A 24,584-nucleotide genomic window follows, 5' to 3' on the forward strand; every position below is an offset into this window, starting at 1 on the left:
GGAGGAAGCGTGCAGAAAGCGCCGGACTTGCTTGCCGCTCGCCCCGCCCGCTTCTATAAGCGGATGGCAGCGACAGGCGATTTGAGATCGGACATCCATCCGGGCTTGCATGCGCAGCAACACATGAATGAGCGGCCCTGTATGCCGCTCGCCACGCCGGAGATGAGGCCAATGAGCAACGCCGAAAAGACGACGATCGACGACAGCCAGGTCGAGTGGTTCACGAAGATGGCGGCCGAATGGTGGGATCCGACCGGCAATTTCAAACCGCTGCACAAGTTCAATCCGGTGCGCATCTCCTATATCCGCGAAAAGGCTTGCGGCCATTTCGCCCGCGACGAGAAATCGGCGCGCCCGCTCACCGGCCTTCGCATCCTCGATGTCGGCTGCGGCGGCGGGCTTCTGGCAGAACCGCTGACGCGCATGGGCGCAAGCGTGACCGGCATCGACCCGGCGGAAAAGAATATCGGCATCGCCTCCACCCATGCCGCCGAATCCGGGCTGGAGATCGACTACCGGGCGACGACGGCGGAAGCCCTGGCGGAAGCTGGCGAGACCTTCGACATCGTCCTCAACATGGAAGTGGTGGAGCATGTCTCCGACGTCGATTTCTTCCTGACCACCTGCGCCTCGCTCGTTCGCCCCGGCGGCATGATGTTCGTCGCCACGATCAACCGCACGCTGAAGGCGCGGGCTCTGGCGATCTTTGCCGCCGAACAGGTGTTGCGCTGGCTGCCGCCCGGCACGCATCAATATGAGAAGCTGGTGCGACCCGAAGAAATCGAGAAACCGCTGAAGGCCGCAGGCATGGAGATCGTCGAGCGCCAGGGCGTGTTCTACAACGTCTTGACCGACAGCTGGAACCGCTCGAGGGACACCGACGTCAACTACATGGTGCTGACCACCAAACCCGAGGCCTGAGACGGTCTATCTGAAGACCTCGTTGGGGTAGACGCCCCAGAGATCGTTCTGGTGCATGTAGCCGGAAACGCCCTTGACCTCGAGCTCGCACCAGGAGCCGTCGCATTCCGACAGGTGAACGATCACGCCGGGCTCGAGCTTGGCGACATCGCGGGCGGAATCATTGTCGCTGGCCTTCACGTCGAGATAGGTGTCCTCGGCGCTGTTGCCGCGCAGCCAGGGCGCGACCATGGCATTGCGCACGGACGACAGCACCGAGACATGCATCCAGCCTTCCGTGCCGTCCGCGTCGCGCACCTGACGCCATACGGCATATTCCTCGATGATCTCCACCGGCAGGCCGGGTCGCTTGTAGATCCATTTGGTGGCGTAGTTGAAGCCGGGGCCGACGCGCATGCGGGCGCGATCCGGCTTGATGATGGCAAAGCGTGGCAAAGGCGCGCCGGAGGCTCCGCGCCGTTCGCTTTGCGCCTGAACCGGAGAAACCGGCATGACGACGGCGAGGACGAAAAGCACACTGAGGACCAGACTGACGATGCGACGCATGGCATTCCCTTGAAATTCCGCCCTTTCTCAGGGCTTTGCACGGCCTTGATCGGCCACCCGGACGGCGGTCTTTGGGCCGCAACGCCGATTTCGGCCCCCTGCCCTCCGCTTCAGGTGGAAAAAAGCCTGCAATATGTGCATTATCGCCGGACATGTTTAATGAGCTGTAAACGATGACCCACCCGAAGAAACCCGATGTCTTTGTCACGCGGAAACTGCCCGCGCCCGTCGAGGCGCGCATGCAGGAACTGTTCTCGGTCACGCTGAACCGCGACGACCGGCCGCTTTCGCGCGATGAACTGGCGGACGCCATGGCGCGGGCCGATGTTCTGGTGCCGACGCTGACGGACCGGATCGACAAGGACCTGATCGAGAAGGCAGGCCCCCGGCTGAAGCTGATCGCGAGCTTTTCCAACGGCGTCGACAATGTCGACGTCAATGCCGCCGCCAGGAAGGGCATCACCGTCACCAACACGCCGAACGTGCTGACCGAGGACACCGCCGACATGACCATGGCGCTGGTGCTCGCCGTGCCGCGCCGACTGGCGGAAGGCGCGCGTTTTCTCTCGCGCGCCGAACCCGGCGAGTGGCAGGGCTGGAGCCCCACCTGGATGCTGGGGCGGCGCATCTGGGGCAAGCGCATCGGCATTGTCGGCATGGGCCGCATCGGCACGGCGGTCGGCCGGCGCGCCAAGGCCTTCGGCCTATCGGTGAACTATCACAATCGCGGCCGCATCAGCCCGGAAACGGAGGCCGAACTCGAGGCGACCTATTGGGACAGTCTCGACCAGATGCTCGCCCGCGTCGATATCGTGTCCGTCAACTGCCCCTCGACGCCCGCCACCTACCACCTGATCTCGGCCCGCCGCCTGCAGCTCATGCGGCCGGAGGCCTATATCGTCAACACGTCGCGCGGCGACGTGATCGATGAAGAGGCGTTGATCAAGTGCCTTGAGGAAGACCGGATCGCCGGCGCCGGACTGGACGTGTTCGAGAACGAGCCGGACGTCAATCCGCGCCTTCTGGAACTGGCGAAGAAGGGCAAGGCCGTGCTTCTGCCGCACATGGGCTCGGCCACGCTCGAAAGCCGGATCGACATGGGCGACAAGGTGATCATCAACATCCGCACCTTCTTCGACGGCCACCGCCCGCCGAACCGGGTGCTGCCGGGGCGGGATTGAGGCTCAGATCCATGAAAGGCCTGCACAACCTTCTCCTGTTCGGTGTTTTGGCCTTTGCCGTCACGCCGGTCAGCGTGGCTTCAAGCACGCCAGTGCCGATGACGCCTGCGGCTCTGCCGACGATCTCCCAGGCGGCCGGATGGACCTGCAGTCAGGCATCAAGCTGCGCCGAGGCTGTCAGGCAATGGTGCAACGGCTATCGCCGCGCTGACGGCGATAGCGACGTCATTCCGTGTGAGAATGTTTGCCGGTCACTCGCCGAAGTCAGGCGCATCCGCAGCCAGATCGGCTGCTGAGCGCTTCACAACGCCGCAAAAAGCCCGTCGGCATCGTCGGTGGTGATCTGGTCGGCCTTCAGCGCCAGAAGCCGTTCGGCCAGGGCGAGGCTTTCCGAGTCGCTGCCCGTGATGGTCCAGGCGTCGACCGTCTTTCCGGCCGCATGGAAGGCGGCGATCATGTCGAAACCGGCGTCCGCCGCCGCGAGAACTAGTTCGTAGTGCAGGTAGAGCATCCGCGCTTCAGGCGCGGTCTGAAGCGCTTCGGCGACGAACTCGGCATAACGCCCGTTTGCCATCACCCGCTCCATCGCCCCGTCAAGGCAGGGATCATAGCCGGTGGCAAGCCCGGGCACGGCATCGGAAAGGCGCTTCACCGCAGCCGCATCGCCGCCCGACAGGATCATGTGGCGCGCGACCGGGCGGGCGGTTTCGGCAAAGCGGGCAATGCTGTCCGGTGAAAAGGCGGAAAGACTTTCCTTGAGATCGAGCTGCAGGACCGCCGCCTCATCCGCCCCGGCCTCGCGCACCAGCCGCGCCAGGTCCTCGAACAGCATCACGCTTTCACCGGTATCGCGCCCGTCCGGGTCAAGAAGGCAGGCGGCGCGGACCTGATCGGCGGTCGCCCTTGCGACCGGGCCGACCCCGGTCGTCGACTGTTCCAGCAATTCGTCATGCAGAACCGCAAGCGCGCCGTCGGCGGTCAGTAGCAGGTCGATCTCGCTGCTGGCGCCGGCCTTCAGGCCCTCGGCGATGCGCGCGCGCGAAAATGCGGTGTCCTGAGGAAAGCGCCGGCCGCGATGCCACTTCAGGGCCGTGCGGTGACCGTTGCGGATGATGGCGACGGGTGCGGTCATGCTCAGTTCTTCCGTCTGGCGACAAAATGAGCCGCCTCCACCAGCGTCTCGGCCTTTGCGCCGAAAGGAGACAGCAAGCTCTCGGCCTCTGCCACCAGTTCGCCGAGCCGCCTTTCCGCCCATTCCGGCCCGTGAAGCGCCACCAGCGTACCTTTGCCGCGCCCGGCATCCTTGCCGGTCGCCTTGCCCATCGTCTCGGCGTCCGCCGTCAGGTCCAGAAGGTCATCGGCAAGCTGGAAGGCAAGGCCGATCACCGCGCCATAGTGGTGAAGCCTCCTGCGCTCGTCCTCGCCCGCGCCGGCGATCACCGCGCCCGCTTCCGCGCCGAAGCGGATCAGCGCGCCGGTCTTCATCGCCTGCAGCGTGATGATGCCGTCCTCGTCGGGCGGTGATTTCTCCGCCGCCAGATCCAGCGCCTGACCGCCCGCCATGCCGCCGATGCCGGCCGCACGCGAAAGCGCGGCAACGAGCCTCAGCCGGGCCTCGGGGGAAAGCGCGGTCTCATCGTCGGCAATGATATCGAAGGCGAGCGTCAGCAGGCTGTCGCCGGCGAGGATCGCGCTTGCCTCGTCATAGGCCTTGTGCACGGTCGGTCGACCGCGCCTCAGATCATCATCGTCCATGGCCGGCAGGTCGTCATGGATCAGCGAATAGCAATGGATGCATTCCAACGCCGCGCCGACCCTGAGCGCGGCCTCTTCCGGACCATCGAAGAGCCGCGTGCTTTCGATCACCAGAAACGGGCGGAAGCGCTTGCCGCCGTTCAGCACGCCGTGGCGGATCGCCGCCATCAGCGTCGGCGGTCGCGCGGTTTCCCCTGCACGCGGATCGGGGCCGAGAAGCGCTTCGAGGCAGGCTTCGACGCGGGCGCGCGCATCATCAAGACGGTCGGTGAAAAACGGTGCGGTCATGCGCTTGTCTTGGCATGCCGCCCGGCGCCATTCAAGCCGCAATGATCAAGCCGCTGCCTTCTTTTCAAGCCAGCCGTTTTCGCGCTATGGAGAGAGGAGCATTCATGAGGACTGGTTGATATATGGGCGAGAGGCCGGAGTTTGACGACGAAGAGGAGGCACCGCGAAAGGGCCTTTTCCGCCGGTGGCTCCGTATCGCGCTCCTTGCGCTCGCGGTTTTCGTGCTGCTGCCCTATCTGTTCCTGCCGCTTTACCGCCCGGCCTTCGTCCACCCGGTGTCGACGCTGATGATGACGCGGACACTGACCGGCTATGACCGGCAATGGGTCGCCTTCGACGACATCGCGCCGGTTCTGGTGCAATCGGTGCTGATGTCGGAGGACGGGCAGTTCTGCAATCACTACGGCATCGACTGGCGCGAGTACAAGGCCGTGATCGAGGATGCGCTTTCCGGCGAGAAGACGCGCGGTGCCAGCACCATTCCCATGCAGACGGTGAAGAACCTGTTCCTCTGGAACGGCCGCTCCTATGTGCGCAAGGTCCTGGAACTGCCGCTCGCCGTTGCCGCCGATGCCTTCTGGTCGAAGGAGCGGATGATGGAGATCTATCTCAACATCGCCCAGTGGGGCCCGGAAACCTTCGGCATCGAGGCGGCCGCGCGCGAGCAGTTCGGCGTCCCCGCCTCCGACCTTTCGCGCCGTCAGGCGGCGCTCCTTGCCGTATCCCTGCCGAACCCCACGGGCAGGCAGGCGGCAGCCCCGAGCGCCCACATGAACCGGCTCGCCGACCGGGTGGAGCGTCTGGCCGCCCGCTCCGGCGCCTATATAAACTGCCTTTATGACTGATATCCGAGAAATCCATTGGCGTATTGCGCACGTTTAGGGTTAACTCCCGCAGCGGTTTAGTATCGAGAAGGATACCCTTGATGAGCGATCTGACGCTTTATATCGGAAACAAGCGCTATTCGTCCTGGTCGCTGAGGCCATGGCTCGCCATGGAGGCCTCGGGCATTCCCTTCAAGGAAGTGCTGATCCCGTTCGATTTTCCCGCCGGCAATCCGCGCTTCCGGGAGCTTTCGCCCGTCGGCATGGTGCCGGTTTTGCATCACGGCAAGGTGAGGATCTGGGAATCGCTCGCCATCATCGAATATGTCGCCGAGCTATATCCGGAGGCGCAACTGTGGCCGGAAGACCGGATCGAACGCGCCGCCGCCCGCGCGCTGTCCGCCGAAATGCATGCCGGCTTCCGCGCGCTCCGCGGCGCCTGCCCGATGAATTTCGGCCGCAAACCGGCTCCGCTTGCCGTCGATGACGCCGTAAAGGCCGACGTTGCGCGGATCGAGACCATGTGGCGCGACGCGCTGGAGACGTCAGGCGGGCCCTTCCTGTTCGGCCATTTCACCGCCGCCGACGCCATGTATGCGCCGGTCGTCAACCGCTTCGAGATCTATGAACTGGCCGATTCGACGCCGACGCTTGCCTATATGAACGCGGTGAAAAGCCTGCCCGCCTTCCAGCGCTGGCGCGACGGGGCGCTGGCCGAAAGCTGGGTTGTTCCCGAAGACGAGGTGTGAGAAGAAGGCTTCCTGCCGCATGAGTCAAAAAAATGCCGCAGGGACTGGTCAAACGGGCGCAAGACCTGTATAAGCGCGCCAAATTTCATGAATTTCGAGGCTGAAATCGCGGTGGTTAACCCCGCCGGTGACCGAGCCTTGCCGAAACTGGAGTAGTCCAATGGCTGTACCGAAAAGAAAAACGACCCCGTCCAAGCGCGGTATGCGCCGTGCTGCAGACGCTCTGAAGAACCCGACCTATGTCGAGGACAAGAATTCCGGCGAACTGCGCCGCCCGCACCATATCGATCTGAAGACCGGCATGTATCGCGGCCGCCAGGTTCTGACGCCGAAGGAAGCCTGATCGGTTTCTTGCAGACCTTATGAAAAAGCCGCCCCTCGGGGCGGCTTTTTTTGTTTTTCCTGGAAAGGAGGCGTCTATCTACTAAAATCAATTGGTGTTTGCCGTAATATCGGCCTCGCCCGATGAAGATTCACGAGCGCGACGACATCAGGGTCATTTCTTTGTCTGTCAGCATATCGCTCCAAATCCAAGATGGGTAAAGACTTTTCGTCAACATCTGTCTCGAAACTAGTTTCGGATTTATTGTCGAATGTTAGAAACTCCAGATCAGGCACCTTGTGCGCCTCTTTTACCCAAAGCGCCGAAGCAAGGTGAATGGCGTCCCCAAGGGTGAGACGACGGTTTTTCTCGTTGGGCATGGCGTTAGATCGACGCCATGCAATGTCGCGCATACGCGCCACGCGCAACATTACGTTGGGGTCTGGCGTTACTACGGTTCCTATGCCACGCACATAGCGAACAAATTCATCAAAATCTCCGAATCTTACCGGACGAAAACAACTCGGCCGTAGCTCGCCAAAAAGAACATGACTAATCCAAATCTTTCTCCGGGGAGTGGCTCCGGTCGCGTCCTCAAGAATCTGAGCTATATCCGCAGAGGACTCGCCAGAGTCATCATTCGCGAATCTGAGCAAAACATTGGTATCAATAAAATGATTGGTGCTATTGGAGATTCTTGTAGCCAATGTCCCAGCCGCTCATATATTTTTTGCCCGAAAGCGAACCACGTAGATCGACAGATTTCTCTATAATAGGGATCTCCTCGATATGCGTTACCTCAATTCGCTCTGGCAGTTGGCTGTCGCCAGTGTAGATAGCTGTGCCGGTTACCGATACGCGCTTATTGCCGAACGGGTTGAATGCATTTTCACCTTTTGTGTGATCGAATACACACTCTATCTGGACTCCACCGCCGGGAAGAACAAGGAAGCCTTTCCAAGCAGCGCCTCGATAGTCGATGCTACCCAGCCGACCATCGAATGAGCCAATTGCGCTTCCGGCAAAAAAAGGAGTCTGGAGACCACCATCTTCTATCACAGGTCGAAGACGCTCTGCCTGCTTAGCAAAAAAAGCGTCTAGAGGAATGGTATCACTTTCGGATCCAAAGTATGCGATGGCTGGATACTTGGGATTGATCGCTTTACCTACGGCCATGATGGCTTTCGCCAGCCTCTTTCGTTCTACCGCCCGAACCCAGTCACTATGATAAACAGAACTCATGACGCCCTTAACTTCAGCTATCGTTGGGGCAGAACTGTCTGCAAGCGTTCTTCTTTGCTCAACCACTCCAACTTCATTTGAGCCCATCGCTAGATGCGAAATGAAGAATTCACTTCTCTGCTTCTTGCTGTGCAGCTCCCTATTAGTCACATCAAGCGTATTGAATATAGCATTGAAAGTCTTCTGAAAAATGCGAGCAGGGATTGGTCGTGCAGAATTTGCCGACTCATCTTCGGGCCGAATTACTATCCTGAGTTCGTCCACTCGCATCGACTTGTCCATCATTGCCTCCGTTCTTGAGACTATCATTTGCCCCAAGACAGTAAATAAACAATTTGTCGGAATCAGGAAAAAATACCTATGATTCATACAAACAAAAAAGCCCGCACACCGGACGAACCAGAATGCGGGCCAAATGAATGCGACGCACAAGGCGCGCGCATCGTAACGCGGGGCCGTGCGCCGATGCCGGCCCCTCGTATTCCTGTCAGCCGATCACGGCCTCGACCTTAACGGCGGTGACGCCCGCAGCCGGCGGGGCGATCAGATTGCCCTCGACCGGCGCACCGTCGATGGTCAGAGCCACGTCGTTGCCGGGACCCTTGCGGGTAACGGTGATGTCGTAGGTGACGCCGCGCCAGGTGCGCTTCACTGAAAAGCCGGTCCAGCGTTCCGGGATCACGGGCGCGACGCGCAGGCCCTCATATTCCGGGCGAACGCCGAGGATGAACTGGGTGGCCGCATAGTAGTTCCAGGCCGCCGTCCCCGTCAGCCAGGAGTTCTTGGCCTCGCCGTGGCGGGTCGCATCACGGCCAGCGATCATCTGGGCGTAGACATAGGGCTCCAGCCGGTGCGTATCGGAAATGCCCTCGCGCGCTGAAGGATTGATGCGGGTGTAATAGTCAAACGCCGCATCGCCATTGCCAAGCACGGTCTCGCCGATCACCACCCAGGGATTGTTGTGGCAGAAGATGCCGGCATTTTCCTTGTAGCCCGGCGGATAGGTCGAGATCTCGCCGTATTCGATATAGTATTTGGTATAGGCAGGCTGCAGCACGACGATGCCATGCGGCGTCGCCAGATGTTTCGCCACCGAATCGAGCGCCTTGCGCGCCTTGCCGTCTTCCACGCCGACGCCTGCGAGCGTGCAGAAACCCTGGCTCTCGATATAGATCTTGCCTTCCGCGTTCTCCTTCGAGCCGATCGGCCGGCCGAAATCGTCATAGGCGCGGATGAACCACTCGCCGTCCCAGCCATGTTCGCGGATCGTCGCATCCATGTCCTTCGACACCTTGGCGTAGAAGTCGGCGTCCTCGGCCTTGCCGGTCTCCTTCGCGATATCGGAAAGTTCCTTCGCCGAAAGCACCATCAGGCCGGCAATGAACACGCTTTCGGCAACCTTGCCATCCTTGCTGGTGGTCGTTTGAAAACTTTCGCCGGGCGTGTCGGAGAAGCAGTTGAGGTTGAGGCAGTCGTTCCAGTCGGCGCGCCCGATCAACGGCAGGCCGTGCGGGCCGATCCGATCCAGCGCATATTGCATGGAGCGCTGCAGATGAACATAAAGCGGCTCTTCCGTGTCGGGCTTGTTGTCGAACACGACCGGCTCCTCAAGGATCGAGAAATCGCCGGTTTCCTTGAGATAGGCGGCAACGCCAATAATCAGCCAGTGCGGATCATCGTTGAAGTCGCCGCCAATGTCGTTGTTGCCCTTTTTCGTCAGCGGCTGGTACTGGTGATAGGCGCCGCCGGAGGACAACTGCGTTGCGGCGATATCGAGAATGCGTTCGCGGGCGCGCGCCGGCACCATATGGACGAAGCCAAGCAGGTCCTGGTTGGAATCGCGGAAGCCGAGGCCCCGGCCGATGCCGCTTTCAAACGAGGACGCCGAGCGCGACATGTTGAACGTCGCCATGCACTGATAGGCGTTCCAGATATTGACCATGCGGTCGGTATGGATATCGGGCGTTTCGGCCTGATAGACCCCGAGCAGGTCGTCCCAGTGCTTGGCAAGCGCCGCAAAGGCCGCCTCCACGTTTTCGACGTCGAGATATTTGTCGATGACGGGTTTTACGGTCTTCTTGTTGATCGTCTGCGAACCGGGCGGATCGAATTTATCGTCCTTGTCGTTCTCGTGATAGCCGAGGACGAAGATCACCTGCCGGGTCTCGCCGGGCTGCAGCGTCATCTTGACGTGATGCGAACCCATCGGCGACCAGCCATGGGCAACCGAATTGCGCGACTTGCCTTCGGCAACGGCAATTGGCTTGTCCCAGCCGCGCCACGGGCCGAGGAAGTCCTCGCGGGCGGTATCAAAGCCGGCGAGTTCCTCCGAGCAGGCGAAATAGGCAAAGTGATTGCGGCGCTCGCGATATTCGGTCTTGTGGTAGATGACCTCGTCTTCCACCTCGACCTGACCGGTCGACAGGTTGCGCTGGAAATTGCTCTGGTCGTCCAGCGCATCCCACAGGCAGAACTCAACCGAGGAAAACAGCGAGATATCGGCGGGCACGAGGCGCTCATTGGTGACGGTGAGCTGCCAGATTTCCAGCGTCTCGCCCAACGGCACGAAATAGCGGTTGGAGACGCGTATGCCGTTGCGCTTGGATCCGATCGTCGAATAGCCCATGCCGTGGCGGCAGGCAAAATCCTCGACCTCCGACTGGGTCGGCATCCAGGTCGGCGACCAGAAATCGCCATCCTCATTGTCGCGGACATAGACGTAACGGCCGCCATTGTCATAAGGCACATTGTTGTAGCGGCCGCGGGTAAGGCGGCGCAGGCGCGCATCGCGATAATAGGAATAGCCGCCGGCGGTGCCCGACAGGATGCCGAAATAGCCCTCGCAGCCGATATAGTTGATCCACGGATAGGGCGTATCGGGGCGTGTGATCACATATTCGCGCGCGGCGTCGTCGAAAAAACCGTACTTCATTTTTGAAATCCCATCCTTGGTAAAGGCGCCCCGTATCGTTTCAGGTCAGGCTACCCTCATTCCTCCAGCGCAGATGTCCTAGCACAGAAAATCGAACTCCAAAAGCCGGATACTGCGATTCATGGCATTTTTTGGCACTCCAAAGCGCTTTAAACGAGCGATATCTGTTTATTTGGCTATATCTTGCCGTCGCATGTAGGGGCGAATTTCCTGCCCAAAGCGGCACCAATCGGGATAAGATCGAGCGAATTTCCGCAACAATCTGTAACGTTACAGCCTTGATGTTGACAGCAATCTCTCGTGATTTCCGGGAACCCGCCGCATGGGACGAGCCATGATCGCTCCCGCCGCCGCCCTTATCGGCAGCGCACCCTGTTGCAAAACCTCTCCTGACCTTTGCCAAAGCGCAGGTCCGGAGGCGTCTCGGGGCGCTTTCCTGATTGACAATCGAAGCCGGCTTGGTCCAGCTTCTTCGCAACCGCAAAGTCCTGAAAAACCATGAGTGGGGAAACATGAAGACCATGCTGAAATCGGCGACCGTGCTCGCGGGCGCGCTGTTCATGAGCCAGGCGGCAAGCGCCGAAACGCTGACGGTGGCCAACTGGCTGCCGCCGTCGCACCCGCTGGTTGCCGATGTGATCGCGCCGTTCGCCGCTTCGATTTCCGAGGCAACCGACGGCCGGGTGACTGCCAATATCCTGCCGGCGCCGCTCGGCCCACCGCCGGCCCAGTATGACCTCGCCGTCAACAGCGTCGCCGACATCACCTTCGGCGTGCAGGGCTACAATCCGGGTCGTTTCCGCACCACGAACATCGCCGAAATCCCGTTCTGGGGCGACACGGCGGAGGAAACCTCGGTCGCCTACTGGCGCACCTGGGACAGCCTGCTGAAGGAAGCCGGCGAATATGACGACGTGCATGTGCTCGCCGTCTTCACCCACGGCCCCGGCCAGGTCTTCATGAAGGGCGGAGATCTTTCCGAACTTTCGACGATCGACGGCGCCAAGATCCGCGTCGGCGGCGGCATTGTCCACGAACTGGTGAGCGCGCTCGGCGGCGTGCCGGTCGAAGGCCCCTCCTCGCAGACCTACGAACTGCTGTCGCAGGGCGTCGCCGACGGCATCACCTTTCCCTACGAATCCGTCAACTTCTTCGGGCTGACGGATCTGGTCGACCAGGCGATGGTGATCCCCGGCGGGCTCTACAACACCTCCTTCTTCGTGGTGATGAACAAGGACACCTGGGAAGGGCTCTCGGCCGAAGACCAGGCCGCGATCGACAGCGTCTCCGGCGAGGCGCTGGCGCGGCTTGCGGGCAAGGCCTGGGACGCGGCTGACGCGGCTGGTTTCGAGGCCATGCAGGGCAAGGTGACCTTCCACGACGCAACGCCCGAACAGGTTGACGAGATCAGCCAGAAGGTCGCGCCCGTGGTCGAAGCCAAGCTCGCCGAGGTCGATGCCGCCGGCATTCCCTCCGACAAGGCCGTTGCGATGATGAAGGAAAACATCGAAGCATTGCAGACTGAATGAGCGACGCAGACTTAATTGCCGAACACACAAGCGCCGCGAGCCCCCTGGCTCGCGGCCTTCGCATTGTTCTGAGCATAACCGCCGGCGCGCTGCTGATGGCATTGATGGGGCTCACCGTCATCGATGTGATCGGCCGCTATGTCCTTAATGCCCCGGTCAGGGGCGCCGCGGAGCTCTCCGAACTGCTGCTGGTTTCCCTCGTCTATCTCGGCCTGCCGGCCGTCTGCGTTGACGGCGGCCATGTCACGGTCGACCTGGTCACCAAATCGCTGCCGCGCTGGAGCGAGCGGGCACGCCTGTTCGTCACCGGCCTCGTCTCTTCCGGCGTCCTCGGCATCATCGCCTGGCGGCTTTATGCCTATGGCGCGCAGGTCGGCGGCTACAATCTCGTCACCAATTCGCTGCGCCTGCCGGTCGCCCCCGTCGTCTGGTTCTGCGCCGTCCTTGCCGGCATCTCGGCGCTCGTGACGTTTGCCATCGCGCTTGCCGCGCTATTCAAGAGAATGAAATGATCGAATGGCCCATCGGAATTGCGGTGCTGATCGCGCTGCTCCTCGTCGGCATGCCGATCGCCTTTTCGCTGACGCTGATCGGCGTCGTCGGCACGGCCTCGATCATCGGGATGAAGCCGTCCTTCGCGCTGCTCGGCGCCACCTTCTTCGACAATGGCCGTTCCTACACGCTGACGGTGATGCCGCTCTTCCTGCTGATGGGCAATTTCGTCGTCCAGTCCGGCATTGCCCGCGAGCTTTATGACAGCGCCCATGCATGGCTGAGGCACCGCAAGGGCGGGCTGGCGCTGGCAACGGTTGCCGCCTGCGGCGGATTTTCCTCCGTGTGCGGTTCGTCGCTGGCAACGGCTGCCACCATGTCGAAGATCGCCCTGCCCTCCATGCGCCGCTTCGGCTATCCAGACAGCCTCGCCACCGCCTCGATTGCCGCCGGCGGCACGCTCGGCATCCTGATCCCGCCCTCCGTCATTCTGGTGTTCTACGGCATCATGACGCAGCAGAATATCGGCAAATTGTTCATGGCCGGCATCCTGCCGGGCGTGATCGGCATTCTCGGCTATTCGATCGCGGTGATGATTTCCGTGCGGCTCCTGAAGCAGGACCTGCCGGCCGAGCCGAAGCTTTCCTTGAGGGCGCGGTTCCTCGCGCTGAAGGGTACGGCCGGCGCACTGCTTCTCTTCATCTTCGTCATGGGCGGCATCTATCTCGGCATCTTCACCCCGACGGAAAGCGCGGGCATGGGCGCCTTCGGGGCCTTTCTGCTGGCGCTTTTCTCCGGCCGGCTGAAACTTGCCGACCTTGGAGACATTCTCTATTCGACCGCCAAGACCACGGCGATGATGTTCTTCATCCTGTTCGGGGCGCTGACCTTCACCAACTACGTCAATCTTTCGGGCATGACGGCCGATATCCAGTCGGCCCTGTCGATGTTCGGCGACGGGCCTTACGCCACCATCATCGCCATCCTGATCGTCTATCTCCTGCTCGGTTGCGTGCTGGAAGGGCTTTCGATGATCACGCTCACCGTGCCGATCTTCTACCCGATCGTCGCCGCCCAAGGCTTCGATCTGATCTGGTTCGGCATCTTCGTCGTCGTCATCACCGAAGTGAGCTACATCACCCCGCCCGTGGGCATGAACGCCTTCGTGCTCAACACGGTGGTGCGCGATGTCAGCCTTCGAACCATCTTTTCCGGCCTCCTGCCCTTCGTCGCCATGGACATCCTCCGCGTTGCCCTGCTGATCGCCTTTCCGGCAATCGCGCTGTTTATCCCGTCGATGATGTGAGTGTGGGTCGATCGGATCGCCGATCCCACAGAGGCTGCTCTGCAGCGACAGCAAGACGCGTGGTATCGAAGCGACGGTGCGGCGCAGACATATTGGCGGCGCGTGCGGAAGGCCATCAAACGGCGACTGGTAAGGCAGTGAAGGGCGGCATCAGTCGAACAGCGGGCCGTGACCGCCACCAGCAGCTTTGCGTCGGACGTCTGCCTCGCGTTCCTCGCTAACCTCGCGCCAGATGGCATATGTTTCGCTCACCATCTGATCGAGTTGCTCGAACCCATAAAGATCGATTCCCTGATCGGTCCACATCTTCACCGGGCGCTGGTCTTCGACCGCATTGCCAAACTGAATGATGCCGAGACGTGAGGTGCCAAAGTCCGGGTCTGAGACACGAATATGCTCATGCATCATGGAAAATACGAAACGTCGGGCCTCCTGCGTCAATTGCTTTGACCGCCGAGGATCGACGAAAAGAACCAGAGGGGAACCCTCGAATGCCGTCACCATCGGCAGCCAGTATTCAACTTTCTCGCCAACACTAAGTGCCAACGGAAAGAAGACTTGGGTTCGACTGCGCAACGCATTGTCCTGTGCGAACAGATGCAAACCTTTGGCCACAAATAGGTTCGCAATGCGCTCATCGTCGGAGGTCGCCTTCGATCTTATCAGGCGTTCCAGCACTGTCCATTCGATGGCATCAGCTGCGGAGAACATATCCGGCTGAACATTGAATATATCGGCAAACCGCATACGGACAGGCTTGTAGGTGATCGTAGGATGCCCAAGCTTGAAGTGCTCAAGGGCACGACGCTTTTGATCGGTCGGCAGATGCGCGATCCGTGCCAAGTCTATTTCAGGTAAGCGGCGTATCTTCATCCGGTTCTCCCGCGACGGTGCTCTCGCCAACCGAAATCTTATGAAATTTGAATCGGTTAACGATCACATCATCGGGGATTCGAAGCCCCAGCGCAACAGATGTTCTACCTTTGTCCGCAATAAAGTGCCACGGGGCACCCTTGGCGTGGGAGATATCAACAAGGCGACCGGGGGAAAGCTGCCCATAGGATGACATTATTCGCGCGATATGGCGACGAACTGGTAGCGCGTCCGGTACTTCGAGAGCCGAACGCTCGCCGGTCAAGATATCTTGACTGGTGGCCCTGAAGTCGATCGGTGAACTCCCTGCCATCTTGAATGCCGAATAGGCAGCGGGATGAACTGGACCGTAACGCCAAGCCTCGAAATAACCGCTGACGAGTGGTCGCTTAGTTTCGACAAGAAAAATCGCGTGGGCAAAATAAAGGAGTTTTTGAAGCGCAAGATTGGTAACCGATATTCCCGAGCGATCTGCCTCCTCAAGCATGAGGTTCGCGATTGCTCTTGGATCATATGGGCCATCGGTCATAGCTGCACTTCTGGCACTTCCTCTATCGATGTCTTGGAAGTGGTGCCGCTTACGTGACTCGAACACGTGACCCCATCATTACGAATGATGTGCTCTACCAACTGAGCTAAAGCGGCATTCCAAGCGCAGGGCCGGCCTACTATGGCCCTACTATTTTATTCTGTCACCCACCAACCCACTGGCTTCGAACGTCATTCTCGGGCGGACCCGGTAATTACGAATGACGTGCTCTACCAACTGAGCTACAGCGGCCCGAACGCGGCGGGCGCGTTGCGATGCATGGGGCTGTTACAGGCTCTTGGCGGGTTTTTCAAGCGTCTTTGCTCCGGCCGGGGCAAAAAATGATGTCGCCCCGGCATCCGCCCTAGTCGGCGCCGCGCAGAAGGGCGAGCGTTTCGGCGCGCTTTGCCGCATCCGTGTCGAAGACACCGCGCGAAACCAGCGTGACCGTCTTGGCGCCATGGGCCTTGATGCCGCGCATTTCCATGCACATGTGGCGGGCTTCCGCCAGAACCATCACGCCTCTGGGTCTGAGCACGGTTTCGATCGCATCGGCGATCTGGCCGGTCAGCCGTTCCTGAAGCTGCGGGCGGCGGGCGAGCGTCTCGACCACGCGGGCAAGCTTGGAAAGGCCCGTCAGCCGTCCGCCATCGGGCAGATAGGCGATATGCGCCTTGCCGAAGAACGGCAGGAGGTGATGTTCGCACATGGTATGGAAGGCGATGTCCCTGACGATGACGATCTCGTCATGCCCGTCTTCGGTGAACACGGTCTTCAGATGCTCCGAAGCATCCTCCTGAAGGCCGGAAAACACGTCCGTATACATTTTCGCCACCCGCGACGGCGTATCCCTGAGGCCCTCGCGCTCCGGATCCTCGCCGAGCGCGACCAGAATGTCGGTCACGGCCTTCATGATCGTCTCGCGCCGCTCATCCGTGGTGCTGACGTGAAGTCTGTCGTTCGGGATATCGTCCAAAAGGTCACCTGCCCTTTCCGCAGCGGAAGATTTGAGCTCCGCCTCATTCGGCAATTGCCTACTTGTTAAAGTCTTGGCGGGAGGTCAAGCCCTGTTGGCCCACAACCCGAAATATGTTTAGGTGTCAGCCATTTACATGCCTTTATTTCGGATCCTGCCCGATATCATGGGGCACGATCTTTTCCGGCAGAAGAAAGAGATACCATGTCAGAAATATCGCCCGTGCACCGAATGAAGCTCTTCATGCTTGCCTCGATCCTGCTTTTGGTTTCGGTCGCCACGGTTTCGGCCGCCTGCCCCGTTGCAGCCGACCTTGAACGCGGCATCGCGCTGACCCGAACCGAGGACGGGTTCACCACGGTCTACCGGAAGCGGGCGGGCGTCCTCTCCAGTCGGTATGAATATACCCGCGGAACCGGACCGGCCGACAATGTCACGGCAACCTACGTCCATGGCCTCCTCTCCAAGAAGCGCAGCGGTGGCAGCGGGGGTGTCGAGTTATCGTACGACAGCGCAGCCGACGCGCTGGACGCAAGTCTGAAACGCGGCAGAGACTGGCAAAGCGGAGTAACCTTGCTGAGAGGCAGCAAGGCAGTGTCGAGAGGCACATTCACCGTGGATTTCATTCGGAAGGGGCGGCTTTCACTTGGCCGATGCAGTTATCCCGTATGGATTGTGAAAACATCGCTCGCGCTCCCTCAGTCAGACCCGATCCGCTTCCGCTACGCCTACGCCCCGTCACTTGGCATTCCTATGGAGTCTATTCGCATCGACGCCCGGGGCAAGCCGATCCATGGCGTGCAGTATGACTCTATCCGTCTGGCCGAATGAGATCGCCCGCGCCGCGTGAGGTGCCCGCCGAGATCACACAGGCCGCCACGATCAGCGCGCCGCCGACAAGCGTCGGCCAGGTGGGGATTTCGTCAAAGAAGACAAAGCCGTAGAAGCCCGCCCATACCAGCGAGGAATAGTCGACAACGGCATAGAGCGAGGCCGGCATGCGGCGAAGCCCTTCCACCAGGAAGACAAAACCGAGCGCACCGCAAAGCCCGATCAGCCCGATCTGCCAGGAAAGCGCGGGCTCCGGCGCTTCCCACAGCACAAACGCAAGCGGTGCGGAAAACAGAGCGGCGAATGCCGTCTGCATCAGGCTCAGCGTGATCGGGTGGTCATTGGCCGACGAGCGCTTCATCGCGATCGCCGTGAAGGCATAGGCGAGCGGCGCGGCAAGGCCGGCGGCGATGGCGGCAAGCGAAACCGGCGGACCGGCAAGCCCCGTTCCCCGCGCGGCGACGATGAGCGCAGAGCCCGACACCGCGAGGACAAGCGCAAGATAGGTTCCCCTGCCGGGCCTTTCGCCGAAGACAAGCGCGCCGAGCAGGGCCATGTAGATCGGCGCCGTCATCGCCAGCGCCAGCGCCATGACCAGCGGCATGCCGGCAATGCCGTAGAAGAACAGGCTTGCCGTTGCCGCCGCCAGAAAGCCCTTCAGCGCATGATCCTTCATGAAGCCGGGCTTTGGCCTCCGGCGCACGAAGACGGCGACGAACAGGGTGAGAAACAAGGCCGAGACCGTGTAGCGCAGAAAGGCGACCTGGAAGCTCGACATCTCCGCGCCGAGACTTTTCGCCAGCGCATCCACGCCCGAAAGCGTGGCCACGGCCGCCACGGCGAAGCCGACGCCCGATGTTCGGTTCAGTGATTCCATGCCTGGATCCTCCCGTCCCGGAAAAAACCCGGCACCGCTCCAAGACTGTCGGCGATAGACCCGACCCCTGAGGCGGTCAAGCCGTCGAGGGGGCCGAACGGTTCGCTCGCGCAAGACCGTTCAAGGCTTTCCCGGGGGCGGCAAATGGCCTAGAGGCATTCGGGAAAGACAGAACAAAGGGAGCCGCCGCCATGGCCAAGATGATCCACTCGATGATCCGCGTGCTGGATGAAGCCCGCTCGATCGATTTCTACAACCTTCTCTTCGGCCTTGAGGTGGTGGACCGCTACCCCTTTGACGGCTTCACGCTCATCTATCTCGCCGATGCCGAAACCGGCTTCGAACTGGAGCTGACCGTGAATGCTGGCCAGAGCGAAGCCTATGATCTTGGTAACGGTTATGGCCATCTCGCCGTCAGCGTCGAAGATATCGCCGCCGAGCATCAGCGCCTGAGCGAACTTGGCATTCCCGTCGGCAAGCTGGTGTCCATGGAGCGCGAGGGCGCGCCCTTCGCCCGCTTCTTCTTCGTCACCGACCCCGACGGTTACAAGATCGAGGTGCTTCAGCGCGGCGGCCGTTTTCAGTAGGCGCCGACCCGCTGCAGGATGAAGCGAATGCGGGTCTCGATATCGGCCTTCGGCAGCACGACCGGCCGATAGCCGAGCTTCGGGTAGAACGCCATCAGTCGCTCATATTCGGCCATTCCCTCGTCCAACCCGTGGCGACGTTCGTCGTCATTGACATAGATTTCCGGCCATGGCGGGGTCATGAAAACGGTTTGACCATAGCGGACACGCCGGGAGATATCGGGAATTGCAGTCGCACCGGTTAGATGGTCGAGGCCCGCCAGAGCATCGACTAGGCCGCGGTCAAAGAAGATCGGGCCTTTGACTTGAAGCATCGCTTCGTGATCGGCTGTCGCCATTTCGATTGCGCGGCGGGCAAAGGCCTCCAAGTCGACCCATGGCAGCGCCCTGCCGTCGCCCGCAAGCTCCTCCGCCACAATCCGGCGGCCGGGCTCGCGAACCACGGCGAAGCCGCGCACGGCAAGCGCTTCGATCAGGCTCGACTTGCCGCCGCCGGAGCAGCCGGAGATGACGAAGAACCGCTCCATCCGTCCGTCAGGACGCGGTTTCGCAGGCAATGCCCGGATCGTTCTCGCCGTCCATCACATTGTAAAGCGTCGCGCCGTTGCCCTTCGTCCACCAGACCCAGGGGCCGGCGGCATAGCGCGCGCCGGAAGCCGAGATCACCTGCGCGGCGACGGTCAGATGCTCCGGCCATTCGAGCCGCGCCAGCGAAATCTCGCCGCTGGTCACGTAGCGCGCCTTCAGCGTAAAGTCGCCGCAATCATAAACGGCTTCGTTATCGATCGCGTCCGGTCCGCCCGGCACCTTGATCGAAAGCGCGGTCTCCGCATAGGCGGATCCGATAGCAGCCGCGGTGAAAATGACGGATATCAGGACTGTGCTTTTCCTCAACATCAACCTTCCCTATCATTGCCTGTGTTCGAAGCGCACCATCCGGTGGGGATGCAGTTTTGGATGGGATGTGGCAGACTAATATGCCAGATTGATCTTGCTCAAGGCCGGCGCCGAAACTTAGCCTTAAGTCGTAGGCGTCTTGCGGCGGCACGCGGGCGAAACGCCTATTAACCGGCGGCTTCGCCGAAGTCCACAGCGCCGACATGCGCATGACGGGAAATGGATAAGACCGATATGGCAGAAGAACCGGACCAAAGCCTCGCCCTCCCGAAGGCCTCGCTCTCCGCCGTGCCCCGCGCCAGCGCGGAAGCGCGAAAGCAAGACAGGTCCGCCCCATTGGCCCAGTCACCGACAGCCTCCCAAGCATAACCCGATCACCCAAGGAGTATTCCACGATGGCCGACAAATTCGATGTCGCAGGCTTCAACAAGAATTTCATCGAGCGCGCAGCGCAGAAGCCCGCAATCGCCACCGCCGTTGTGCATCCCTGCAGCCGTGATGCGCTTCTGGGCGCCGTCGAGGCCGCCCATGAAAACCTGATCGAGCCGATTCTCGTCGGCCCGGAAAGCAAGATCAAGGCTGTTGCCGACGAGAACGAGATCGACATTTCCGGCTACAGGATCATCGACACGCCGCACAGCCATGCCTCCGCGGCACAGGCTGTTGCCCTTGCCAGCAAGGGCGAGGCCGAGGCGCTGATGAAGGGCAGCCTGCACACGGACGAATATATGGGCGCCGTGATCAAGAAGGATGCCGGCCTTCGCACCGGCCGCCGCATCTCCCACGTCTTCGCCATGGTCGACCCGGAATATCCCAAGCCCTTCTTCATCACTGACGCGGCGATGAACATCAAGCCGGATCTCGCCGCCAAGGTCGACATCGCCCAGAACGCCATCGACCTGATGATCGCGATCTCCGATGTCGAGATCACGCCGAAGGTCGCCGTGCTTTCGGCCGTTGAAACCGTCAATCCCGCGATCCAGTCGACCATCGACGCAGCCTGCCTGTCGAAGATGGCCGACCGCGGACAGATCACCAATGCCATCGTCGACGGACCTCTGGCCTTCGACAACGCGATCAGCCTCGAGGCCGCCAAGATCAAGGGCATCTCCTCGGCCGTCTCCGGCGATGCCGATATCCTGCTGACGCCCGACCTGGAATCCGGCAACATGCTGGCCAAGCAGCTGGTGCTTCTCGGCGGCGCCACCTCCTCGGGCATCATCCTCGGCGCCCGCATTCCGATCATCCTGACGAGCCGCGCCGATGGCGCGCAGGCCCGTATCGGCTCCTGCGCGATTGCGGCCCTGATGGCGGATGCCCGCCGCAACGGCCGGTTCCCGGCGCTCTGAGCAGCGACGAACCGAGCCCCAAGCCGTCGCGGCGAAAGCCGCGGCGGCTTTTTCATGTCCGCGTCTTGCCATGACGCCCCAAAGGCGTATAACCGCCGCCCTTCGCAAGACATTCCCTCAGATCAAAGGACGGCGTCATGACCGCGCTCGGCTTGGACTTCGGCACGACCAATACCGTGATCGCGCTTCCCGCGGATGGTGAGAACGAAACCCGCTCGCTGACATTCGAGAGCCTGGCGGGAACGACCGACACGATGCGCACCTGCCTTTCCTTCATGAAGGACCGGCAGGCGGCCGTCGGCGCGCCGCTTGTCACGGAAGCGGGCGCAGCGGCGATCCGCACGCTGATCGACCATCCCGGCGAATGCCGTTTTCTCCAGTCAATCAAGACCTATGCGGCAAGCCCGCTGTTTTCGGAGACGGCCGTGCTCGGTCGCCGCCACTCATTTGCCGACCTGATGGCGGTATTCCTGGAAAAGCTGATGGCCTATGCGGGCGATGGCTGGCCGAGCGATGTTGCCCGTGTCGTTGCCGGCCGCCCTGTACGCTTTGCCGGCATCGGCGCCGACGAGACGCTGGCGCTGGAGCGCTACAATGACGCGCTCTCACGCTTCGGTTTCCCGGAAATCCGCTTCGTGCTGGAGCCGGTGGCGGCCGCCTGGTATTTCGCCAGCCGGCTTGAGAGCGACGCCAATGTCCTGGTCGCCGATTTCGGCGGCGGCACCACCGACTATTCGATCATCCGCTTTTCGAAAAGCGCTGGGCGGCTTTCCGCCGAACCGCTGTCGCATTCCGGCGTCGGCGTGGCCGGCGACATGTTCGACTATCGCATCATCGACAATGTGGTGAGCCCGATGCTCGGCAAGGGCACGACCTACAGGAGCTTCGGCAAGAAACTCGACGTGCCCTCGAACTATTACGCCAGTTTCGGCCGCTGGAGCCAGCTGTCGATCTTCAAGACCACGCGCGACTTTGCCGACCTGAAGAGCCTGGTGCGGGACGCAAGCGACCCGGAGGCGTTGGAGCTCTTCATCGAGCTTATCGAAAACGACGAAGGCTATCCGCTTTATGAAGCGGTCTCGGCCACCAAGAGGGCGCTTTCGGCCAAGGACGAGGCGGAATTCTTCTTCGCGCCGCTCGGCCGCGACAGCCGCCGCACCGTGCGCCGCACAGATTTCGAAGGCTGGATATCCGCCGAACTTCGGCAGATGGAAGAGGCGCTCGATGAGGCAATCGCGGGGGCAGGCATCTCCGCAACCGAGATCGACAAGGTGTTCCTGACCGGCGGTTCGTCCTTCGTGCCGGCCGTTCGCAACATCTTCGAAAACCGCTTCGACGCCTCCCGCATCGAAACCGGCGGCGAGCTTCTCTCGATCGCGCACGGCCTGGCGCTGATCGGTGCGGAAGAGAATTTTCCGCACGAAGCCTGAGCGCTTCGCGCCACAGACGAAACGAACCTTACAAAAAAACCCGGCGCGAAGGCCGGGTCTTTCCTGAAGCTCTTGTCAGTCCGCTCAGTTGGCGGGCTGCTGGACCTTGGCGCGGGCCTGTTCCTCGGCCATGCGCTTCTGGAACATCTGCGCGAAGTCGATCGGGTCGACCAGAAGCGGCGGGTAGCCGCCATTGCGCGTGGCGTCCGCCACGATCTGGCGGGCAAACGGGAAGAGCAGGCGCGGGCATTCGATGAACAGCATCGGCAGCACGTGCTCCTTGGGGAAGTTCGCCACCCGGAAGACGCCGCCATAGACCAGCTCGCACAGGAACAGCGTCTTGTCGTTGGACTTGGCCTCGGCCTTCAGCGAAAGCAGAATGTCGTAATTGTCCTCGCCAAGCGGATTGGCGTTGACATTGACACTGATGTTGATGTTCGGCTGGCCGTCACGCTTCTGCAGCGAAGCCGGGGCGCCGGGATTTTCGAAGGAAAGATCCTTGATGTACTGCGTCAGAATGCTGAGCGACGGGCTCTGCTTCTTTTCAGCGCCGTTTTCCTCTGCCATTTCGCGTCCTTTCGAGTGGTCAATTTGGATTGCCAGTTAGCATTTGGGGGACGAGCGCACAACCCTTGGAGCCCTGAAAGGCCCGCAGCGCAAGGCGCGTGACCGATCGCCCCGGCTTTTCGCCCTCTAGCGGTCCCTGTCGTTTTTACTGTCGTCGTCGGAGCGATCGTCATCGAGCCTGTCGCGTTCGGCCCAGGGGGAGTTCGGATCGGATGAGCCGGAGGAAAAATCCTCGGCATCGAGATCGACCACGGTCGGCCCCTTGCCGCCCGGCTTGCGCGGCCCGCCTGGACCGCCCGGTCCCGGCCCGGCGCGAAAGAAGCCGGAGCCTTGCGAGACCACGACCATGTTCCTGCTGATCCGTCGCCAGACGAAATCCCTGAATGGCGGAACGAACAGAAGAAAACCGATAATATCCGTGACGAAGCCGGGAATGAGCAGCAGAATACCGGCAAGCACGATCATCGCCCCGTGCACCATTTCGCGGCCCGGATCGCCGCCGTCGCGCACATCCGTCTGCAGCCGCTGCAGCACGCCGAAGCCCTGCACGCGCAGAAGAATGGCACCGATCACGGCGGTCAGGACGATCAGGCCCAGCGTCGGAAACAGGCCGATGGCCCGCCCGACAATGATGAACCCGGCGATTTCCACGAAGGGGAAGAGAATGATGACAATCAGAAGCGGCAAATCGGTTTCCTGTTCGGTCCGTCTTCGTTTATGATCATGACGAAATGAACGCCTTTCTACGAAGTGTTACATTTGAATCATGGCCCTGTGAAGTCTATATGGGGAGTGGAAACAACAGGGAAAACGGCGGTTAACACCAAAATGGGCACAAGCGATCTCGTAACACTCTTCTTCCTGATTGCTGCGGTGGTGATTTTTTTCCAGCTCCGCAATGTTCTGGGCCGCCGCACCGGCAATGAGAAACCGCGCTACGAGCAGAACCCCGTGCGTTCGCGGGCCGATGCGCGCGAAGCCGCGCAACAGGAAGGCAATGTGATCACGCTGCCCGGCGCCGAGAAGGACGACAAGGCCGCCCGCATGGCCGCCGTCGACAAGATCGCGCCGACGGGCACCGAGATCAACAAGGGCCTGAAGGCAATTGTCGAGGCCGATCCGCAATTCGAGCCTGATTCCTTCATGAAGGGCGCGAGCGCCGCCTACGAGATGATCGTCATGGCCTTTGCGGACGGTGACCGGCGCACGCTGAAGAACCTCTTGTCCAAGGAAGTCTACGAGGGCTTCAACGCCGCCATCAGCGAGCGCGAGGCGAGCGGTGAATCCGTCAAGGCGAGCTTCGTCGGCATAGAGAAGGCCGAGATCACCGAGGCGGAGGTCGACAAGACCGAGGCCCGGATCACGCTCAGGATTGTCAGCCAGATGATTTCCGCCACCTATGGCAAGGACGGCGAGATCGTTGACGGCGATGCCGAACAGATTGCCGAAATTCGCGATCTGTGGACCTTCGCGCGCGACACGCGGGCGCGCGACCCGAACTGGAAGCTGATCGCCACCGCCTCCGAATAGGCCTTGCCACCGTTTGCTGAGAGCGGCGTTTCGACGCCGCTTCTTTTTGCC

28 protein-coding genes and 1 tRNA gene are annotated in these 24,584 nt (G+C 61.2%); 14 read left to right on the forward strand and 15 right to left on the reverse strand.

The genetic code is table 11. The annotated features are described in order from the left end of the window. Window positions 1–171: 171 nt before the first annotated feature. Window positions 172–921, forward strand: a complete 750-nt coding sequence (ubiG, locus tag GGR30_RS04710) for a bifunctional 2-polyprenyl-6-hydroxyphenol methylase/3-demethylubiquinol 3-O-methyltransferase UbiG (RefSeq protein ID WP_183483060.1) — start codon at window positions 172–174, stop codon at window positions 919–921. Between the two features lie 6 nt (window positions 922–927). On the opposite strand, the gene GGR30_RS04715 is transcribed toward ubiG, so the two are convergent. After that, window positions 928–1,467 (reverse strand): SH3 domain-containing protein, encoded by a 540-nt coding sequence (locus GGR30_RS04715; RefSeq protein ID WP_183483062.1) that lies wholly within the window; start codon window positions 1,465–1,467, stop codon window positions 928–930. A 173-nt stretch (window positions 1,468–1,640) separates the two neighbouring features. On the opposite strand from GGR30_RS04715, the gene GGR30_RS04720 reads away from it, so the two are divergent. Together GGR30_RS04720 and GGR30_RS23330 are read left to right on the forward strand one after the other, a co-directional pair. Further along, entirely contained in the window at window positions 1,641–2,648 is a 1,008-nt protein-coding gene (locus tag GGR30_RS04720; RefSeq protein WP_183483065.1) for a 2-hydroxyacid dehydrogenase, read from the forward strand. Between the two features lie 11 nt (window positions 2,649–2,659). After that, window positions 2,660–2,944, forward strand: a complete 285-nt coding sequence (locus GGR30_RS23330; RefSeq protein WP_246413572.1) for an excalibur calcium-binding domain-containing protein — start codon at window positions 2,660–2,662, stop codon at window positions 2,942–2,944. 5 nt (window positions 2,945–2,949) lie between these two features. Here GGR30_RS23330 and GGR30_RS04730 read toward each other — a convergent pair whose 3' ends face one another. Together GGR30_RS04730 and GGR30_RS04735 are read right to left on the reverse strand one after the other, a co-directional pair. Continuing rightward, entirely contained in the window at window positions 2,950–3,780 is an 831-nt protein-coding gene (locus GGR30_RS04730) for a glycerophosphodiester phosphodiesterase (RefSeq protein ID WP_183483067.1), read from the reverse strand. 2 nt (window positions 3,781–3,782) lie between these two features. Beyond that, window positions 3,783–4,691 carry a polyprenyl synthetase family protein gene (locus tag GGR30_RS04735; protein ID WP_183483069.1) on the reverse strand — a complete coding sequence of 303 codons (909 nt, stop codon included), beginning with the start codon at window positions 4,689–4,691 and terminating at the stop codon, window positions 3,783–3,785. A 122-nt stretch (window positions 4,692–4,813) separates the two neighbouring features. Here GGR30_RS04735 and GGR30_RS04740 point away from each other — a divergent pair, with 122 nt between their 5' ends. From GGR30_RS04740 to rpmF, 3 genes are all read left to right on the forward strand, one after another. After that, entirely contained in the window at window positions 4,814–5,536 is a 723-nt protein-coding gene (locus GGR30_RS04740; protein WP_183483071.1) for a biosynthetic peptidoglycan transglycosylase, read from the forward strand. A gap of 80 nt (window positions 5,537–5,616) precedes the next feature. Next, window positions 5,617–6,264, forward strand: coding sequence for a glutathione S-transferase family protein (locus tag GGR30_RS04745; RefSeq protein ID WP_183483073.1), 648 nt, complete (start codon window positions 5,617–5,619; stop codon window positions 6,262–6,264). A 160-nt stretch (window positions 6,265–6,424) separates the two neighbouring features. Next, window positions 6,425–6,607 (forward strand): 50S ribosomal protein L32, encoded by a 183-nt coding sequence (gene rpmF / locus GGR30_RS04750; RefSeq protein WP_024709968.1) that lies wholly within the window; start codon window positions 6,425–6,427, stop codon window positions 6,605–6,607. A gap of 74 nt (window positions 6,608–6,681) precedes the next feature. Here the strand turns inward: rpmF and GGR30_RS04755 are convergent, their stop codons facing one another. From GGR30_RS04755 to GGR30_RS04765, 3 genes are all read right to left on the reverse strand, one after another. Continuing rightward, complete coding sequence (locus GGR30_RS04755; protein WP_183483075.1) at window positions 6,682–7,293, reverse strand: type II toxin-antitoxin system VapC family toxin; 612 nt, start codon at window positions 7,291–7,293, stop codon at window positions 6,682–6,684. Then, complete coding sequence (locus GGR30_RS04760) at window positions 7,271–8,110, reverse strand: hypothetical protein (RefSeq protein WP_183483077.1); 840 nt, start codon at window positions 8,108–8,110, stop codon at window positions 7,271–7,273. Before GGR30_RS04760 ends, GGR30_RS04755 begins: the two co-directional genes overlap by 23 nt. 205 nt (window positions 8,111–8,315) lie before the next feature. Beyond that, the gene (locus GGR30_RS04765; protein ID WP_183483079.1) at window positions 8,316–10,760 is read right to left on the reverse strand and encodes a glycoside hydrolase family 94 protein; all 2,445 of its coding nucleotides are present in this window, start codon (window positions 10,758–10,760) and stop codon (window positions 8,316–8,318) included. Window positions 10,761–11,272: 512 nt separating this feature from the next. Between GGR30_RS04765 and GGR30_RS04770 the strand changes: the two genes are divergently transcribed. Genes GGR30_RS04770 through GGR30_RS04780 form a run of 3 tightly spaced genes read left to right on the forward strand, consistent with a single transcriptional unit; the run spans window position 11,273 to window position 14,087 of the window. Beyond that, complete coding sequence (locus tag GGR30_RS04770) at window positions 11,273–12,289, forward strand: TRAP transporter substrate-binding protein (RefSeq protein WP_183483081.1); 1,017 nt, start codon at window positions 11,273–11,275, stop codon at window positions 12,287–12,289. Further along, window positions 12,286–12,801 (forward strand): TRAP transporter small permease, encoded by a 516-nt coding sequence (locus tag GGR30_RS04775; RefSeq protein ID WP_183483082.1) that lies wholly within the window; start codon window positions 12,286–12,288, stop codon window positions 12,799–12,801. Before GGR30_RS04770 ends, GGR30_RS04775 begins: the two co-directional genes overlap by 4 nt. Then, window positions 12,798–14,087, forward strand: coding sequence for a TRAP transporter large permease (locus GGR30_RS04780; RefSeq protein ID WP_183483083.1), 1,290 nt, complete (start codon window positions 12,798–12,800; stop codon window positions 14,085–14,087). Before GGR30_RS04775 ends, GGR30_RS04780 begins: the two co-directional genes overlap by 4 nt. Before the next feature lie 150 nt (window positions 14,088–14,237). Here the strand turns inward: GGR30_RS04780 and socB are convergent, their stop codons facing one another. From socB to folE, 4 genes are all read right to left on the reverse strand, one after another. Beyond that, window positions 14,238–14,960 carry a type VI toxin-antitoxin system SocB family DNA replication inhibitor toxin gene (gene socB / locus GGR30_RS04785; RefSeq protein WP_183483085.1) on the reverse strand — a complete coding sequence of 241 codons (723 nt, stop codon included), beginning with the start codon at window positions 14,958–14,960 and terminating at the stop codon, window positions 14,238–14,240. After that, on the reverse strand, window positions 14,938–15,489 hold the full coding sequence (gene socA / locus GGR30_RS04790; RefSeq protein WP_183483087.1) for a type VI toxin-antitoxin system SocA family antitoxin: 552 nt from the start codon (window positions 15,487–15,489) through the stop codon (window positions 14,938–14,940). The genes socB and socA overlap by 23 nt, the downstream gene beginning before the upstream one ends. 40 nt (window positions 15,490–15,529) lie before the next feature. After that, window positions 15,530–15,605: transfer RNA gene (locus GGR30_RS04795), tRNA-Thr, on the reverse strand. A 248-nt stretch (window positions 15,606–15,853) separates the two neighbouring features. Then, window positions 15,854–16,465 carry a GTP cyclohydrolase I FolE gene (folE, locus tag GGR30_RS04800; protein ID WP_246413574.1) on the reverse strand — a complete coding sequence of 204 codons (612 nt, stop codon included), beginning with the start codon at window positions 16,463–16,465 and terminating at the stop codon, window positions 15,854–15,856. Window positions 16,466–16,669: 204 nt separating this feature from the next. Here folE and GGR30_RS04805 point away from each other — a divergent pair, with 204 nt between their 5' ends. Continuing rightward, window positions 16,670–17,296, forward strand: coding sequence for a hypothetical protein (locus tag GGR30_RS04805; RefSeq protein ID WP_183483089.1), 627 nt, complete (start codon window positions 16,670–16,672; stop codon window positions 17,294–17,296). Here the strand turns inward: GGR30_RS04805 and GGR30_RS04810 are convergent. Next, on the reverse strand, window positions 17,277–18,173 hold the full coding sequence (locus GGR30_RS04810) for a DMT family transporter (protein ID WP_183483091.1): 897 nt from the start codon (window positions 18,171–18,173) through the stop codon (window positions 17,277–17,279). The two genes, GGR30_RS04805 and GGR30_RS04810, sit on opposite strands and share 20 nt — an antisense overlap. Before the next feature lie 191 nt (window positions 18,174–18,364). Between GGR30_RS04810 and GGR30_RS04815 the strand changes: the two genes are divergently transcribed. Further along, the gene (locus GGR30_RS04815) at window positions 18,365–18,760 is read left to right on the forward strand and encodes a VOC family protein (protein WP_183483093.1); all 396 of its coding nucleotides are present in this window, start codon (window positions 18,365–18,367) and stop codon (window positions 18,758–18,760) included. On the opposite strand, the gene GGR30_RS04820 is transcribed toward GGR30_RS04815, so the two are convergent. Beyond that, window positions 18,754–19,287 (reverse strand): AAA family ATPase, encoded by a 534-nt coding sequence (locus GGR30_RS04820; protein ID WP_183483451.1) that lies wholly within the window; start codon window positions 19,285–19,287, stop codon window positions 18,754–18,756. The two genes, GGR30_RS04815 and GGR30_RS04820, sit on opposite strands and share 7 nt — an antisense overlap. Before the next feature lie 7 nt (window positions 19,288–19,294). Beyond that, a complete protein-coding gene (locus tag GGR30_RS04825) occupies window positions 19,295–19,657 on the reverse strand; it encodes an MliC family protein (protein WP_183483095.1) in 363 nt (120 codons plus the stop codon). A 395-nt stretch (window positions 19,658–20,052) separates the two neighbouring features. Here GGR30_RS04825 and GGR30_RS04830 point away from each other — a divergent pair, with 395 nt between their 5' ends. Both GGR30_RS04830 and GGR30_RS04835 read left to right on the forward strand, forming a co-directional pair. Continuing rightward, a complete protein-coding gene (locus GGR30_RS04830; RefSeq protein ID WP_183483097.1) occupies window positions 20,053–21,006 on the forward strand; it encodes a bifunctional enoyl-CoA hydratase/phosphate acetyltransferase in 954 nt (317 codons plus the stop codon). A 137-nt stretch (window positions 21,007–21,143) separates the two neighbouring features. After that, window positions 21,144–22,436: an Hsp70 family protein gene (locus GGR30_RS04835; protein ID WP_183483099.1), complete on the forward strand. Its 1,293-nt coding sequence runs from the start codon at window positions 21,144–21,146 to the stop codon at window positions 22,434–22,436. Window positions 22,437–22,520: 84 nt separating this feature from the next. On the opposite strand, the gene secB is transcribed toward GGR30_RS04835, so the two are convergent. Both secB and GGR30_RS04845 read right to left on the reverse strand, forming a co-directional pair. Beyond that, entirely contained in the window at window positions 22,521–23,003 is a 483-nt protein-coding gene (gene secB / locus GGR30_RS04840) for a protein-export chaperone SecB (RefSeq protein WP_183483101.1), read from the reverse strand. Between the two features lie 126 nt (window positions 23,004–23,129). Then, window positions 23,130–23,690 (reverse strand): FxsA family protein, encoded by a 561-nt coding sequence (locus GGR30_RS04845; protein WP_183483103.1) that lies wholly within the window; start codon window positions 23,688–23,690, stop codon window positions 23,130–23,132. A 141-nt stretch (window positions 23,691–23,831) separates the two neighbouring features. Here GGR30_RS04845 and GGR30_RS04850 point away from each other — a divergent pair, with 141 nt between their 5' ends. Then, complete coding sequence (locus GGR30_RS04850) at window positions 23,832–24,533, forward strand: Tim44/TimA family putative adaptor protein (protein WP_183483105.1); 702 nt, start codon at window positions 23,832–23,834, stop codon at window positions 24,531–24,533. The last annotated feature ends 51 nt before the right edge of the window (window positions 24,534–24,584 follow it).

It is taken from the genome of Martelella radicis (assembly GCF_014196625.1).
GTDB lineage: Bacteria > Pseudomonadota > Alphaproteobacteria > Rhizobiales > Rhizobiaceae > Martelella > Martelella radicis.

Excerpts from the sequence above, each read along its gene's own strand:
- GGR30_RS04820 (WP_183483451.1), bottom strand. The coding sequence starts at position 19,287 with ATGGAGCGGTTCTTCGTCATCTCCGGCTGCTCCGGCGGCGGCAAGTCG.
- socB (WP_183483085.1), bottom strand. The coding sequence starts at position 14,960 with ATGAAGATACGCCGCTTACCTGAAATAGACTTGGCACGGATCGCGCAT.
- secB (WP_183483101.1), bottom strand. The coding sequence starts at position 23,003 with ATGGCAGAGGAAAACGGCGCTGAAAAGAAGCAGAGCCCGTCGCTCAGC.
- GGR30_RS04775 (WP_183483082.1), top strand. The coding sequence starts at position 12,286 with ATGAGCGACGCAGACTTAATTGCCGAACACACAAGCGCCGCGAGCCCC.
- GGR30_RS04830 (WP_183483097.1), top strand. The coding sequence starts at position 20,053 with ATGGCCGACAAATTCGATGTCGCAGGCTTCAACAAGAATTTCATCGAG.
- GGR30_RS04835 (WP_183483099.1), top strand. The coding sequence starts at position 21,144 with ATGACCGCGCTCGGCTTGGACTTCGGCACGACCAATACCGTGATCGCG.
- GGR30_RS04770 (WP_183483081.1), top strand. The coding sequence starts at position 11,273 with ATGAAGACCATGCTGAAATCGGCGACCGTGCTCGCGGGCGCGCTGTTC.
- GGR30_RS04720 (WP_183483065.1), top strand. The coding sequence starts at position 1,641 with ATGACCCACCCGAAGAAACCCGATGTCTTTGTCACGCGGAAACTGCCC.
- socA (WP_183483087.1), bottom strand. The coding sequence starts at position 15,489 with ATGACCGATGGCCCATATGATCCAAGAGCAATCGCGAACCTCATGCTT.
- GGR30_RS04815 (WP_183483093.1), top strand. The coding sequence starts at position 18,365 with ATGGCCAAGATGATCCACTCGATGATCCGCGTGCTGGATGAAGCCCGC.
- GGR30_RS04715 (WP_183483062.1), bottom strand. The coding sequence starts at position 1,467 with ATGCGTCGCATCGTCAGTCTGGTCCTCAGTGTGCTTTTCGTCCTCGCC.
- GGR30_RS04745 (WP_183483073.1), top strand. The coding sequence starts at position 5,617 with ATGAGCGATCTGACGCTTTATATCGGAAACAAGCGCTATTCGTCCTGG.
- GGR30_RS23330 (WP_246413572.1), top strand. The coding sequence starts at position 2,660 with ATGAAAGGCCTGCACAACCTTCTCCTGTTCGGTGTTTTGGCCTTTGCC.
- GGR30_RS04765 (WP_183483079.1), bottom strand. The coding sequence starts at position 10,760 with ATGAAGTACGGTTTTTTCGACGACGCCGCGCGCGAATATGTGATCACA.
- GGR30_RS04810 (WP_183483091.1), bottom strand. The coding sequence starts at position 18,173 with ATGGAATCACTGAACCGAACATCGGGCGTCGGCTTCGCCGTGGCGGCC.
- GGR30_RS04735 (WP_183483069.1), bottom strand. The coding sequence starts at position 4,691 with ATGACCGCACCGTTTTTCACCGACCGTCTTGATGATGCGCGCGCCCGC.
- GGR30_RS04780 (WP_183483083.1), top strand. The coding sequence starts at position 12,798 with ATGATCGAATGGCCCATCGGAATTGCGGTGCTGATCGCGCTGCTCCTC.
- GGR30_RS04730 (WP_183483067.1), bottom strand. The coding sequence starts at position 3,780 with ATGACCGCACCCGTCGCCATCATCCGCAACGGTCACCGCACGGCCCTG.
- GGR30_RS04805 (WP_183483089.1), top strand. The coding sequence starts at position 16,670 with ATGTCAGAAATATCGCCCGTGCACCGAATGAAGCTCTTCATGCTTGCC.
- GGR30_RS04740 (WP_183483071.1), top strand. The coding sequence starts at position 4,814 with ATGGGCGAGAGGCCGGAGTTTGACGACGAAGAGGAGGCACCGCGAAAG.
- GGR30_RS04760 (WP_183483077.1), bottom strand. The coding sequence starts at position 8,110 with ATGGACAAGTCGATGCGAGTGGACGAACTCAGGATAGTAATTCGGCCC.
- ubiG (WP_183483060.1), top strand. The coding sequence starts at position 172 with ATGAGCAACGCCGAAAAGACGACGATCGACGACAGCCAGGTCGAGTGG.
- rpmF (WP_024709968.1), top strand. The coding sequence starts at position 6,425 with ATGGCTGTACCGAAAAGAAAAACGACCCCGTCCAAGCGCGGTATGCGC.
- GGR30_RS04850 (WP_183483105.1), top strand. The coding sequence starts at position 23,832 with ATGGGCACAAGCGATCTCGTAACACTCTTCTTCCTGATTGCTGCGGTG.
- GGR30_RS04825 (WP_183483095.1), bottom strand. The coding sequence starts at position 19,657 with ATGTTGAGGAAAAGCACAGTCCTGATATCCGTCATTTTCACCGCGGCT.